We start from the raw sequence: 11,388 nt of genomic DNA on the forward strand, positions 1-11,388 counted from the left end.
CACGTTGGCGGGGCGGGTCTGTTGAACTGTGCTGTTCTGCTACGGGTCCGTTGTGGCGCTGACGCTGGCAGTGAAGGCACCGACCGCCCCATTCGGCCCCAGCGAGCGGGCGAAATAGTACCGGGTCACGCCAGCCCCGAGGCCTGTTTCGGTATGCGCGCGGTCCTGATTTTGGCCGCTGTAGATGGTGGCCAGCAGGGTCGCGGCCAGCGCATCGTCCGTATCACTGCCCCAGAACTCGATAGCGCGGAAATCGGCCGCGTTTGGCGTGGTGAACTGCACCGTGATCTGTGCCGCGCCGCCGGTGGCCAAGCCATTTTCCGGCTGGTCCAGATCCAGCGCCGGACTAGCGGCCACGATAGACGCTGTGATCCAGTCCGATTCCCCGCTGGGCGCAGTCAGGCGCGCGCGCACCTCGTAGGTCTCGCCGGGGGCCAACCCCGTCAGACGAGCGCGCAGCGCCTGATTGTCGCCCGGATCCAGACGCGGTAGCGCGTCAATCGTGCCCCCAGCCCGCCAGTCCGGCGCGCCCGGCTGCGGACGCCATTCCCACGCGGCTCCGTCCGAGGTGTAGTCATTAGCCGCCCGCGTAATCGTCAGATCAATCACAGGCTCGCCGGTCACACCATAAGTCAACGCCGTGGTCAGCGCCAGCGAGGCAGGCGCGGCAAGCGACAGGTCGATTTCAGCGACGGAATTCGGCACATAGACCTCCTGTTCATCAGTGGCCGGATCCCAGTCAAAAATGCTGGACGCGGTTTCGCGCAGCGTCACGCCCTGTTGAAAGGCCACGCCATCGTCGGCCTCCAGCCATTCGCCGGGCGCGGATTGCTGAATTTCGTATGTCCCGTTCCGACTAGCGAAATCCGCGCCCAGATCGACGCTCAGCCAATCACCGGCCTGCGCGCCATTGGCAAAAATCTCTGGACCTGCCAGGAACGACAATTCGCGGCCCATGGATTTCTTGCGCGCCGCGATCTGTTGCAGGTGCATCGCCTGCCCGGCGAATGGCACCAGCCCTAAATCCAGCGCCTCAACCCGATCCTCACCGCCCAGCCAGGTCTGCCCCGGCACCACAGCGGGTGTCAGCGTTTGCAACTCCCACTTGGCCTCGGGCTGGGGCCAGGTGGCCTGCACCGCCTTGGGCACGTCCCTGCCCTTTTGCCGCGCTCGAAACGCCATGGCGCGCCCTTTCAGCCAGTTGGTCACGGTCGTCACGGGCGTCTGCGCCTGCGCAGGAATGGCCGTGATCCCATCGCCCGAGATCAGAAGATCGCCGCCCGTGGCCGCCACCATCGGCGCGATCACATCCAGCAGGACCGAACCGCCACCGAACCCCACGGTCCCGCCGATCCGCCAGCGCGGCTCGGTGCTGGTATCCAGCCGCAGCCGCGCAGCATCCGCGTCATTGGCCGCTGCAATGAAACTGTCCAGGTCGATCTGATCCATCGACCAGCGCGCCAGCGGGTTGTTCCGCAGCGCGTCCAGAATGGCCAGCCAGGCGTTGTTGCTCACCGTCCAGGTGGCCGGATCATAGGCGTCCTGCGCGCCGTCGCGCGGATCCCAAAGTTTCGTCCAGTCGCCAATCGCGCCCACCTCGGGCGGGGCCGAGGGCCAGCGTTCCGCCATGGTGCGCGACCGGCCCTTTTTGTACCGCCCCCACAGGACCGTGCAGCCGCTCCAGCGATCTGTGGGCCAGAATTTTTCCTGATCGGTGGCGGTCGCATCGCCAACCTCGGTCATGATCTGATCGGGCGGGCCAGACTGATCGCCCAGCCCCAGCCAAAAGTTGGCATATCCAGACAGTTTGTCATGGACCGGATCCGCGCCCGCGCCGGTGAAGTCGTAAATGTCGCCGGTGAAATCCAGATAACGCTTGTCCAAAATGACCTGCGAGACCGCATCAGACGGGCGACTGTTCAGGATGTGACAGCAGTACAGCACCCCGTCCTGCACCACCCAGGCCGGAGCCGGTGATCCGGTCGCGATCTGGTCGGTTCCATAGACGAACCGTTTGGCCGGTAGGCTGGTCGGATAGGCAAGCTCGCGGTCGGTGTTGCTTGACTGCTTTTGCAGCTGGGCGGCCAGCGTGGACAACAGAATGGACGAGGCGATAGACCCAAGCGCCGTCGCGACCGCGCCCTCACCAATGACCAGCGCTATCTTGCCTGCGATAAACTCAGCCATTCAGACCCCACGACATTTCTACGTCCGGCGCGATCACCACGCCGCAATCCACCGGCAGCGCCCAACCGCCCGCCACCGCAATCCCCAGCGCGAAATCGCGCGGCCCGTTCCGTACCAGCCCCAGGGCGGCGCCGGACGCAGCCACGCCCTCGATCAACCCCGCGCGCGCCGCCAGCGTGGCGCACATTGCCTGCCAGCCACCATAGGACCGGATCAGCCGCGCAGCCCCCACAGGCCCGTCATAGCGCCCGCGCAGCGGGGCCATCGGGTCCACGCCATGCAGCGCCCGGAACACATCGCAGGCCCGTGTGCAGCAGTCCGAGCGCCCCCACTCAAAGGGCCGCAGATAGACCTGATCCACCAGAGCCATCACCATGTCGGCACATTCGCCGTAGCCGAGGCCACAGCCGCGCGCACCCAGCGGCCCGCCGTGTCGCCCGCCGAGGCAAGCTGCTGATCCTCGAACGTATGCGTCGGACTGCCCCCGCTCATTTGCGAGGGGCCGGACACAATGGTCAGTTGCCCATGCCGGGTGGCGGCGTCTACGCTGATCGTGTCGCCTGCATCGTCAATCGTGCCGGTGAACATCCTTACCGGATCGGTCAGCAGCGGCGCGGGCGTCCGACCTGTCAGAACGCCGAACCACGCCTGCACTTGCGCGCCAGCGCTATCGGCCCCGACCATCTGATCAATCACCGCGTCCAGCCCGCCGAATTGCAGCAGACCCGTTTCCTGCCCGATCCCGCGCGCCACGACCGGCAGGCTGACAAAACCAAAGCCGCGAACGCCCGTCCAGGTATGCCCGTCCCAAGACAGATTCCCAACGCCCGAATGAACACGCACCGCGCCGCCGGGCCAGTCCACATAGACCAGCATGACCGGATGGAACCCGCCAGCCAGGATTGCGTCACGCATCGCAACCGGGATCGTCAGCGCCATGGGTTCACCTCCAGGGGGCTATCAATTTCACTGTCCAGAACCTCGCGCAGCGACAGGCTGATCGACCAGTTCTGACCAATCGTTTGCGCGCCGGGTTTGTATTCCAGCACCTCGAACACCGCGCTTTCCTCATCCGCGAAGGCGATCACCCCGGCAGGCAGCGCCGCCGACACAGGCACCTCGGCCTCGCCATCCGCATCCGAGCGCGTCAGGTCCAGCACCCGCGCCGTGCTGGGGGTGCCAGCATCCCAGGCGCGCACAATGTCACCGGGCCGCGCGACGATGATGTTGGGCGGCAGGCCGGTCACTGTCACCGCATGGGCATACCCCGCCAGCACCAGCGGCGCGGCTGTCCGGCGCGTGTTGCCGAATGCGGTGACGGGCGTGACCCCGTTCACCAGAACGACAGGATTCCCGCCATCGACGCCGGGCACGACCCTGTTGCCAATCGAGCGGCGCAGCCCGATCTGATCCAGATGCCAGTTTGTCGGCGGCAAGTTCAGCCGCACCAGCCCGACGCCACCGTCGATATAGCGCCACAGCTGCGCCAGATAGCCCGCACCGCCATTGTGACCCCGCCCCAGCGCCCCGCAGGTCAGTTGCAACGTGCGCCGCGCGGGGCCAGCCGTGGACACCGCCCGCTTACCGTCCAGCGCGTATTCCCCGCGCCGCGTGGGCAGCTCTTCATTCGGCAGCCAGCCTGTGATCGGCGCAGGCGGAAAGGTGTAGATGTTCATTTGCGGCGCTTCCCAAGCGGATATTCGGCAGAGCGCTCATATGTTGCATCCACCGACTGCCCGATCAGCTTCGGCGCGGCCTGCTCGATGCCTTTCCTTGTGGCCTCCTCAGCAATCTTCTTGACCGCCTCATCGCCATTGGCCCCGGTGACATCAACAACAACCGTCAGAACGGTTTGGTTCGAGCTTGTGTTGTTGACCGTCTGCGGCTTGAACGACTTCGGAATATCAGTGCTGTTCGCGATAAGCGGCGGGTTGAACCAGTCCGTTTTTTTGGTGCTACCAGCCATCTGCGTAACGGCCTCGGCCTCCGTTGCGCCAGTCTTCCCCAGCAAGCCGCCCAAAATTGTACCGAAGAACCCTCCGCCTCCGGTGCCAGGCGTCAACTGATCGGTCAGAATTGCCTTGATGCCCGAACTCAGCGCGTCCTGGGCCATCTGCCGCAGCACATTCGCAAACGCATCACTCAGGCTGTCACCGGCCACGATAGCGCCCGCAATAGCATCGCTCAATTCACCAACCAAAGGCAGGCTATCGGCCAGTTCCATGTTTAGGTTCTTGATCGCCATCGCCATTTCATCATCCGAAAGATGTTTTTTCAGGGCGACAAGCTCTTTCATCTTCTTGTTGTAGCTGTGAAACGGGTCGATGCTGGCGCGGATCGCGTCAAGCTGGCGCTCGGTTTCCTTGGTGGCGCGTGCCCCGGCTTTGGCTGCCTTCTTTGTGGCGCTAGTCAGTCCCTTTTTCTGCTTGAGCAATTCCTCTTGACGCGCGATCTGCGCCAAATCTGTAGCCCTGCGAGCGTTCGCAATGACCCAATCTTGGCCCGCCGCGATCTGATCTTGATACGCCTGCTCGGCTCTGAGGCGTTTTGTCTCGATGATTGACGCAATTGCTCCATCTGCGCCGCGTTCCAGCGCCCTTATCTCCGCTTCTAGGACGCGAATGCCATTATCCAAGCTAAGAGAAAACCCTGCCGCCGATGCCACAGCTGATGCCAAAGCCCTCGCGGCTTCTTCAGCGTCACGCAGCGCTGCTGCCGCTCGCGCACTGTTTGCCTCAGCGTCAAAAGCGGCGTTGGCAGCATTCAGGACATTCTGCGCAACATCGCCAGACAGCCCCGCTTGATCAACCATCGCTTGAGCTGTTCGAATGGCCTCGGCCCGCTTCAGGGCCTCAACCTGCGCGCTGTCCTTTCCGAAAGTTGCGATGGCGATAGCCATCTCTGCCTGACGCTCGTACTTCGAAACAATTTCGGCGGCGGCTTCAGACTTTTTCTCCTCGGCTCTTTCAGTATCCTCAACTGCCCCCCTAAGAAGCCTCATTTTTTTCAGAGAATCCGCGACCTTCGCAATGAACTTGTCTTCTTCTTTGGTTCGCTTGCCATCAGCCTCCGCGAGACCGATAGACGCATTCAAAAGCCTTTCAGATGCTACGATTTGAGCATCAAGTCTTTTAGTTCCGTCTTCAATTGTTGATGCGTACTCAAGCGCTCTCTGCGCCCCCAAAAAGTCCCCTGTTAGTTCTCGCGCTACCTTACGTGCATCGCGAGCCTTATCGGTGAATGCCAAGAAGATGTTAACGTCGAAGAAATCAGCAATCGCACTGCGCTTTTCGCCGTCCCCGGCCACAGCAAGAAGTTCTGAAACCGATTCAGAAAGGGCATCTATGGCGTGCTGGCCCTCTCGTTGCTTCAAGTCCTCGATAACTGAAAGCAGCGAGCGCATAGACTTTCCTGCCGAGCCAAATCGCTCCTCAAGCTGCGTAGTCGTCATGGCGGCCAATTCCGCAGCGGATTTATATTGATCGAGAGCGTCCTCTGCATCTTCGATCTTCTTCGCCAAATCTTCGATTGAAGATGATGTGCCAACCAATGCCGGAATAAATGCCGCCGCCATAGCCGCCGCGCCGCCGGCCAGAACCAACTGCATACTTCCAAAACCGGCAAGAATATCAGGGATCTGCGTCGTGATTGACGTCATCCAACGTCCAGTCACTGCGCCAGATTGCGCGATCTGGTTCAGCTGATACGGAAGCATTCGCATCCCCATGCGCGCTCCGCTAGCCTCTATCCCTAGCTTCTCAAACCCTCGGCTCAACATGCTGGCCGTTTCTTCTGTGCTTTTGCTTTGCTGGCCGAGGCGCTTCATTGCCTGCTCAACCTGCGCCATATTGGCTTTGACATTCCGTTCGGTCTTAGCGCCCGTACGCTCGAACGAGTTGAGGACCCGCTCGCCGTCGGTGACCGACGTAGAATCCACCAGAAGTGTCAAACTACCTGCATTTGCACTCATCTCTTGCCTTTCCCCTCAAAACGAGAAAACTTCCCACTTTATCTAAGAAGGAGGTTTTCAATATGTCTGCTCTTTACTGGCTCGCTTACGCCGCTTGGGCGCTCGCAGCAGTTTCGGTGCTGATCGGGCTCACCGATGGCGGGTTTGAGTTTTTCGTCATTGCCATCTCAATTGCCATTTCTGGCGTTCTGTTCTTCGCCTTTGGGAAGGTGATTTCCCTGCTGAGTGATATTCGCGATTCGCTGGCCTCCCCCACCGACGAGTCCGAGCAAACTGATCACGATAGCACCTTACCAATGATGCCCCTTTATCCAGGCCAGCCAATCGTTGACGAAGCTGCTCCTCGATCAATAGAAGAAATCTCTACCGATCTTGAGCGCCTTAAAAGGACACACGACTAGCGTCGCACAGGTTGAATTGGAGATTTCAAATGATCAGGATTGTGGCCCTCGCGGGCATTCTCGTTGGATCGCAGGCTTTGGCTGGTCCTGGACTCTACCAAAAGTGCATTGAAGAGCAATTGTCAGTGTTCAGTCTCAGGGATGCTATTGCCGTTAAATCCGCTCAATTCGGCGTCAGTTTTCGAAACGTGACAACAGGATCAGATACACCTGCCGCCCGCCAAGCAGACGCTGACTTTAAAGCGCTGTTGGCAGCGGCAAATGCGCTTGTTGCCTCGCATGACGCTTATTGTCGAGAATTCACGCCAAAATAAACAAAAGCGGCCCACCACGGGCCGCTCTCTCTCTTTTACGCGACCAGTGCCCGCGCTTCTTTCCACAGCGCGCCGGTGTGCCAGTCGTCCAGGGCCTGACCGTTCAGGGTGTCCACGATCAGCTTTGCGGCGAACTCGGCGGCGGTGACGGCGGGTAGCGCCATTAGTTGATCCACCATCACCTCTCGGGGCTCCCAAAACAGCCGGTCTTGTTCTTCGTCCTCGGCATCGCCGGTCAGGTCGGTTTGGTGGTCCGCAGCCGCTTGTTCTACCGCTTTAATTTCACGGTACAACCGCATGATTTCGCTGTTTGTTTCGTCTGCCGCCGTTGCGCCGGACGCCATGAGGGAGGCGAAGCTAAAGACGGGGGCGGTGGTCAGGAAGTTGCGGCGGGAAAACGTGTTTCCTTGGTTTTCGCTGAATGTGTCGCTATGTTTGGCCAGAGCCATGATCTGATCCTCCGTTGATCAGGTTGAGGTTAGGCCTCCGATCAGCGTTGCTGCGCTATCGGGGGCCGATTTGTTTAAAGCGGAATATTCTCTTCCGGGGTGGTATCGCCTGCTAAGCGCAGAAGCGCGATCTTCTCCGCGCGCTCCTCGGTCCATTGACGACCTCGCTCCGACGCCTCTCTCACAACCTCTTGGTTCAGGACATCAAACTCAGCGTCAATCGCGCTCAAGCCCTTGATCGCCTCTGAAATCACATCGCAGGATTCATCCAGCGCCTTGCTGACCGCGATAAGGCGTTCTTCTTTCGTCAGGCCATCGGCAATCGAGGTAAGGAATGCCCCCTCCGCAACAGCAGACAGGTAATGCAGGTTGGACACCAGTTTTTTGGCTTCGTTGCGGTTCATGCTTGCGCCCTCACTGCTTCATATAGCTCATCCAAGAGAGTGGCTTCGTGGAGAGTTTCCTCGCCTTTGAGGCGCATGAACTTACGGGCCGCATCAAGATCTCTTGGCTCTGCGATCAGATCAGGAACGCTGACATGCTCACCACCATCCAAACGCGGAACGAAATAGGCGACTGCGCCCAATTTCTTGATGTGCGGGATCAGGTCAGGATGGACATCTTCAAATGTCCTCTGTCTGGTGTCGGCGTCAGGCTTTCGAATGTAAGCTTTCACCGCGCCCAGCACTCCCAAGCGCAACATCCGGTCGCATCCTTCAAGTTCTGCACTGACGACCGTGGTCGGAAACGCTTTCTCGATCACTTCATCTGTTATCAGGCCTGGAACGTCGCCGACCTTCTGGCGGGCGTCGTCAATCAATTCGTAGAAAGGAAGCAGTGTTGCCTTAAGCATGGCAGGCCTCCTCGAATTTCTTGAGTGTCTGCAGTGCAGCCGCCGTATTCCGCATCAACCGCGCATGAGTTGTCTTGAGGTCGTCATACTTGGCGATGTGTGAAACCTGATCATCCATCAGCGAGATTTGTTCACAGATGCTGCTGAACCTTACAACAGCGGAATAATACGGGTCCGGCTCGTAAATTGGGTTCTGTTTCTTTTTCTTGGGCCGCTTTTGGGCCTGCTCAACCGCCGCAATCACACTTCGCTGCAATTCGGCCCGCGTCGGCTCGCGACGCTCCTCAATGGCCCGATCTAGGGTTTGCTTGACGATGCCCGGCTGGGCCTTTTCCGCGTCACGGATTTTACGGGCTGCGTGGATTTCGTCTCGGCGTAGACCAAGGTCGGCGGCTGTGGCGATAGCGTTGTCGTCACCAACGCTATCCCGAAACCGGTCTTGTTGACCTGATTTAGCCACCTCCCCCCGCTCCTGCGCGGCGTCGTACTCATCTGCCAGACGCCGTTTTGCCTCGCTCTCGATCATCAAAGCATCAGCCTGCGCGCGATGAGCCGCCGCAATGAGCGCGTCATGAGCGCCTTTCGCCCGCTGCATCCGTGCCGCCTTCTTGGCTGCGTCGTAGACGACCGAAGCCAGATCGCGGGCATCAAGAATTTCCGCACTGGACTGTGCGGCCGCCAGTGCCTGCGCGGCTTTGGCCACCATCACCGGCAAGCCATCACCGCTTGCCTGGGGTCTCGAAACTATGTTACGCGCTTGCGCATTCATCATCGGCACTCCTTTTGCCATTGTTGATAGACTCACCGCGCTCCAACGCGGTGCTGTTGCCCTCGGCAGCGGGGGCCTGTCCGCCAAGATCGCCCCCCGCTGCCGCTTCGAATTTAAGTCCGCTTTTCAGCAATCTACGGATTGCGTCAGCGCGACTTTTACAGCCTGAGGGAACTCCCCAGGCGTCTATTTCCTCGACAAGGTTCTCCGCCAAGTGCGCGACCACTCGCACCATTTCAGTGCCAGTAGCCGAATTTGCCGCATAAGGATTCATGGTCTGCACCTCTATATGTACATGCAATTGATAACCCAATTTAACACCACGTTGACAATTGTCAATAACGGTGGGGATTTCTATGCACACCTCAATTACAAAGGGTTGTGACATGGAAAACAACAAGGAAGAGGTTGCGTCCACCAGCAAGCGGCGCGTCTACGAGCTCCCTAACGAACTCGTTGAAAGAATTGTGGAGTTTCAGACGGCCAGAAGTCTTCCCTCAGAAGTGGAAGCTGTTCGTCGGCTACTGGATATGGCGCTGAAAAGCCGTGATACGATCGAAACACTAGTTGGTCGGTATTTAAATGCACTGTCGGCGCCTGGAATTGAACCCGGCGAAGCTGCTGGCGTGGTGCTTTCAGGTCATCCGTTGGTCAGGCAAATTTCATTTGAAGAAGACAGCATCGTTTTTCACTTTCAGCTTCCAAATAAACCCTTGCAAGCCGTTAAGGTTGTTGATGCAGATCGTATCACGATCTCAGACCCCAGCTCTTATGGGAACGGCGTTGATTTCGTATACAACGAAAAGAGAACCCCAGGGTTACGCCTGAGAAATAAAGATCTCGATGATGAGATCCCGTTTTAGTGGGTCAGCATATGGGTTTGTCCAAAGTTGAACCCACCACGCCCCGCCCCTCTCCCTACCCCTCCCTTTCCATCGGCGAGATCCGGAACGGGCTTTTCCCGGCTTGATTTTCTTCATGAAAAGACCGGCACATTTCGAACAGCGTTTCGGCCTCCCAGCTATTGCGCACCCGGCCCGTTGCCTGGGCGAAGGGCGCGATCTCGGACCAGCCTGTAGGCTCCGCACCAAAGCCAAGGCTGCGCGTAGGGCCAAGCTTGAACATGGCCTCGCAGAGATGTTCTGCCAGAAGCAAGTCAGGCAAATCCGGGGTGTCACCGGACGCTCTGATTTGCTCCAAACGGGTTTTCTGCTCTCCTTCGATCACCGCACACAAGAACCCGATTTGCGCAGCCCAGAGCGTCAGTGCGTCACGCGCTTTCCCAGCAGGGCCGCATACTCCGATGCTGCGTCAACGATCTGCTGGGCAAAAGATGCCTGCAACCATTCATTTTCGACCTTGGCCTTGCGCTTGACGAAATCTCTTTCCTTTTCCCCGTCATTTTTGACCAGCGGAATAACCCGGCGCCAATGGTGGTCTTCGCTGATTCTGTTCAGCGCCACGAAGGCTGACGCATCTTCGACGGTCAGTTCTCGGGGGCCGCTGTCACCTTTGGTCTGCATGTTGCGAAATCCCGCGATCAATCTGATGGCGCGATTGTTGATCTGCTCCTCAATCCTCGACCAGTCGAAATCGACGCTCGCCTCGGCCTCGCCGCCTTCGTCTTTTGCAGCCCTTGCCCGGCGGAAAGCTTCCGTCATGGCGGCGTTCTTTTCGGCGCGATCTGCCGACAGGATCTCCTCGGACATGGTGCTGCGGATCAGCACGACGCAAGGCTTTTTGCCGTTGGTGATCACCTTGCCTGTTGCTTGATCGCGCAATTCATACTCGATCAGATTTTCGGCCGCCGCGCGGGCGTCATATTCTTTCAGAAAATCCATTGGGGGTCTCCGTCATTTTGGGGTCTTGGGGTTTGAGGCCGCGCCGCCAACCCCATCGCGGCGCGGCCAGTCCGGTCAGCAGAGAAGGTGCTAACCAGATCAGGCGGGCTCGGTTGCTTTGACCGAAACGGCGTTTTGCTTGAAGTTGACCGAGAACCCCTCATAGCTGTTGTCCGTCGCCTGGTTTTCGACATAGCTGTGAACATAGCCCTGCGCGTACTCGACCGGATCACCTGCGACCGGGGCGGCATCGGCGCCAGACCCACGCACAACTTTGATTGAGCAAACGCTCCCCAATGCCTCTGCAGAATTTTTGACGTCCTCTTGGCCAGCGGTCAAAGCGCCGTCATCAATCAGGTACGAAGACTGGCTGTCCCGGCCCGAGGCCGCGCCTTTCAGTCCGGTGGTGAATCCCGAAGTCAGGTCCGGCGCATCAATATTATTGTGACTGATGCCAAATTGCGGGGCCTGAACCGGATGGTCCACCTTGACCCAGGCCAGTGCCTCGAACCCGGCGGCGTCATTCGTCGCGGGCAGCGCAGGAGCAAAGAAAATGCTCTTTCCGATGTTTGATTTAGGTGCCATTGCTTTGCCCTTTCAAAAG

The 11,388-nt window shown here is 59.2% G+C and carries 16 protein-coding genes; 3 read left to right on the forward strand and 13 right to left on the reverse strand.

The window, feature by feature from the left end:
* Positions 1–39 precede the first annotated feature (39 nt).
* The 5 genes from ACP15O_RS13255 to ACP15O_RS13275 are packed head-to-tail and all read right to left on the reverse strand — an operon-like array spanning position 40 to position 6,157.
* Positions 40–2,187 carry a phage tail protein gene (locus ACP15O_RS13255; protein WP_425096578.1) on the reverse strand — a complete coding sequence of 716 codons (2,148 nt, stop codon included), beginning with the start codon at positions 2,185–2,187 and terminating at the stop codon, positions 40–42.
* Complete coding sequence (locus ACP15O_RS13260) at positions 2,180–2,563, reverse strand: DUF6950 family protein (protein WP_425096579.1); 384 nt, start codon at positions 2,561–2,563, stop codon at positions 2,180–2,182. The genes ACP15O_RS13255 and ACP15O_RS13260 overlap by 8 nt, the downstream gene beginning before the upstream one ends.
* Positions 2,557–3,126: a hypothetical protein gene (locus ACP15O_RS13265; protein ID WP_425096580.1), complete on the reverse strand. Its 570-nt coding sequence runs from the start codon at positions 3,124–3,126 to the stop codon at positions 2,557–2,559. Before ACP15O_RS13265 ends, ACP15O_RS13260 begins: the two co-directional genes overlap by 7 nt.
* A complete protein-coding gene (locus ACP15O_RS13270; RefSeq protein WP_425096581.1) occupies positions 3,117–3,863 on the reverse strand; it encodes a hypothetical protein in 747 nt (248 codons plus the stop codon). Before ACP15O_RS13270 ends, ACP15O_RS13265 begins: the two co-directional genes overlap by 10 nt.
* Entirely contained in the window at positions 3,860–6,157 is a 2,298-nt protein-coding gene (locus ACP15O_RS13275; protein WP_425096582.1) for a coiled-coil domain-containing protein, read from the reverse strand. The genes ACP15O_RS13270 and ACP15O_RS13275 overlap by 4 nt, the downstream gene beginning before the upstream one ends.
* A gap of 62 nt (positions 6,158–6,219) precedes the next feature.
* On the opposite strand from ACP15O_RS13275, the gene ACP15O_RS13280 reads away from it, so the two are divergent.
* Together ACP15O_RS13280 and ACP15O_RS13285 are read left to right on the forward strand one after the other, a co-directional pair.
* Positions 6,220–6,558, forward strand: a complete 339-nt coding sequence (locus ACP15O_RS13280; RefSeq protein WP_425096583.1) for a hypothetical protein — start codon at positions 6,220–6,222, stop codon at positions 6,556–6,558.
* Between the two features lie 29 nt (positions 6,559–6,587).
* Positions 6,588–6,872: a hypothetical protein gene (locus ACP15O_RS13285; RefSeq protein WP_425096584.1), complete on the forward strand. Its 285-nt coding sequence runs from the start codon at positions 6,588–6,590 to the stop codon at positions 6,870–6,872.
* Positions 6,873–6,907: 35 nt separating this feature from the next.
* Here ACP15O_RS13285 and ACP15O_RS13290 read toward each other — a convergent pair whose 3' ends face one another.
* From ACP15O_RS13290 to ACP15O_RS13310, 5 genes are all read right to left on the reverse strand, one after another.
* Entirely contained in the window at positions 6,908–7,321 is a 414-nt protein-coding gene (locus ACP15O_RS13290; RefSeq protein WP_425096585.1) for a hypothetical protein, read from the reverse strand.
* A gap of 74 nt (positions 7,322–7,395) precedes the next feature.
* Complete coding sequence (locus ACP15O_RS13295) at positions 7,396–7,725, reverse strand: hypothetical protein (protein ID WP_425096586.1); 330 nt, start codon at positions 7,723–7,725, stop codon at positions 7,396–7,398.
* The gene (locus ACP15O_RS13300; RefSeq protein ID WP_425096587.1) at positions 7,722–8,174 is read right to left on the reverse strand and encodes a hypothetical protein; all 453 of its coding nucleotides are present in this window, start codon (positions 8,172–8,174) and stop codon (positions 7,722–7,724) included. Before ACP15O_RS13300 ends, ACP15O_RS13295 begins: the two co-directional genes overlap by 4 nt.
* Positions 8,167–8,946 carry a hypothetical protein gene (locus tag ACP15O_RS13305; RefSeq protein WP_425096588.1) on the reverse strand — a complete coding sequence of 260 codons (780 nt, stop codon included), beginning with the start codon at positions 8,944–8,946 and terminating at the stop codon, positions 8,167–8,169. Before ACP15O_RS13305 ends, ACP15O_RS13300 begins: the two co-directional genes overlap by 8 nt.
* Positions 8,924–9,331, reverse strand: coding sequence for a hypothetical protein (locus tag ACP15O_RS13310; RefSeq protein ID WP_425096589.1), 408 nt, complete (start codon positions 9,329–9,331; stop codon positions 8,924–8,926). Before ACP15O_RS13310 ends, ACP15O_RS13305 begins: the two co-directional genes overlap by 23 nt.
* Here ACP15O_RS13310 and ACP15O_RS13315 point away from each other — a divergent pair.
* Entirely contained in the window at positions 9,330–9,806 is a 477-nt protein-coding gene (locus ACP15O_RS13315; protein WP_425096590.1) for a hypothetical protein, read from the forward strand. The genes ACP15O_RS13310 and ACP15O_RS13315 overlap by 2 nt on opposite strands.
* Before the next feature lie 55 nt (positions 9,807–9,861).
* Here the strand turns inward: ACP15O_RS13315 and ACP15O_RS13320 are convergent, their stop codons facing one another.
* From ACP15O_RS13320 to ACP15O_RS13330, 3 genes are all read right to left on the reverse strand, one after another.
* Positions 9,862–10,179: a hypothetical protein gene (locus ACP15O_RS13320; protein ID WP_425096591.1), complete on the reverse strand. Its 318-nt coding sequence runs from the start codon at positions 10,177–10,179 to the stop codon at positions 9,862–9,864.
* Between the two features lie 26 nt (positions 10,180–10,205).
* Positions 10,206–10,784: a hypothetical protein gene (locus tag ACP15O_RS13325; protein ID WP_425096592.1), complete on the reverse strand. Its 579-nt coding sequence runs from the start codon at positions 10,782–10,784 to the stop codon at positions 10,206–10,208.
* Positions 10,785–10,883: 99 nt separating this feature from the next.
* Positions 10,884–11,369 carry a hypothetical protein gene (locus ACP15O_RS13330; protein ID WP_425096593.1) on the reverse strand — a complete coding sequence of 162 codons (486 nt, stop codon included), beginning with the start codon at positions 11,367–11,369 and terminating at the stop codon, positions 10,884–10,886.
* Between the last annotated feature and the right edge of the window lie 19 nt (positions 11,370–11,388).

It is taken from the genome of Youngimonas ophiurae (nom. illeg.), from assembly GCF_049803795.1.
GTDB lineage: Bacteria > Pseudomonadota > Alphaproteobacteria > Rhodobacterales > Rhodobacteraceae > Thalassobius.

Bases quoted from the DNA above. Each gene is read 5' to 3' on its own strand.
- ACP15O_RS13255 (WP_425096578.1), bottom strand. From the start codon at position 2,187: ATGGCTGAGTTTATCGCAGGCAAGATAGCGCTGGTCATTGGTGAGGGC.
- ACP15O_RS13260 (WP_425096579.1), bottom strand. From the start codon at position 2,563: ATGGTGATGGCTCTGGTGGATCAGGTCTATCTGCGGCCCTTTGAGTGG.
- ACP15O_RS13265 (WP_425096580.1), bottom strand. From the start codon at position 3,126: ATGGCGCTGACGATCCCGGTTGCGATGCGTGACGCAATCCTGGCTGGC.
- ACP15O_RS13270 (WP_425096581.1), bottom strand. From the start codon at position 3,863: ATGAACATCTACACCTTTCCGCCTGCGCCGATCACAGGCTGGCTGCCG.
- ACP15O_RS13275 (WP_425096582.1), bottom strand. From the start codon at position 6,157: ATGAGTGCAAATGCAGGTAGTTTGACACTTCTGGTGGATTCTACGTCG.
- ACP15O_RS13280 (WP_425096583.1), top strand. From the start codon at position 6,220: ATGTCTGCTCTTTACTGGCTCGCTTACGCCGCTTGGGCGCTCGCAGCA.
- ACP15O_RS13285 (WP_425096584.1), top strand. From the start codon at position 6,588: ATGATCAGGATTGTGGCCCTCGCGGGCATTCTCGTTGGATCGCAGGCT.
- ACP15O_RS13290 (WP_425096585.1), bottom strand. From the start codon at position 7,321: ATGGCTCTGGCCAAACATAGCGACACATTCAGCGAAAACCAAGGAAAC.
- ACP15O_RS13295 (WP_425096586.1), bottom strand. From the start codon at position 7,725: ATGAACCGCAACGAAGCCAAAAAACTGGTGTCCAACCTGCATTACCTG.
- ACP15O_RS13300 (WP_425096587.1), bottom strand. From the start codon at position 8,174: ATGCTTAAGGCAACACTGCTTCCTTTCTACGAATTGATTGACGACGCC.
- ACP15O_RS13305 (WP_425096588.1), bottom strand. From the start codon at position 8,946: ATGATGAATGCGCAAGCGCGTAACATAGTTTCGAGACCCCAGGCAAGC.
- ACP15O_RS13315 (WP_425096590.1), top strand. From the start codon at position 9,330: ATGGAAAACAACAAGGAAGAGGTTGCGTCCACCAGCAAGCGGCGCGTC.
- ACP15O_RS13310 (WP_425096589.1), bottom strand. From the start codon at position 9,331: ATGTCACAACCCTTTGTAATTGAGGTGTGCATAGAAATCCCCACCGTT.
- ACP15O_RS13325 (WP_425096592.1), bottom strand. From the start codon at position 10,784: ATGGATTTTCTGAAAGAATATGACGCCCGCGCGGCGGCCGAAAATCTG.
- ACP15O_RS13330 (WP_425096593.1), bottom strand. From the start codon at position 11,369: ATGGCACCTAAATCAAACATCGGAAAGAGCATTTTCTTTGCTCCTGCG.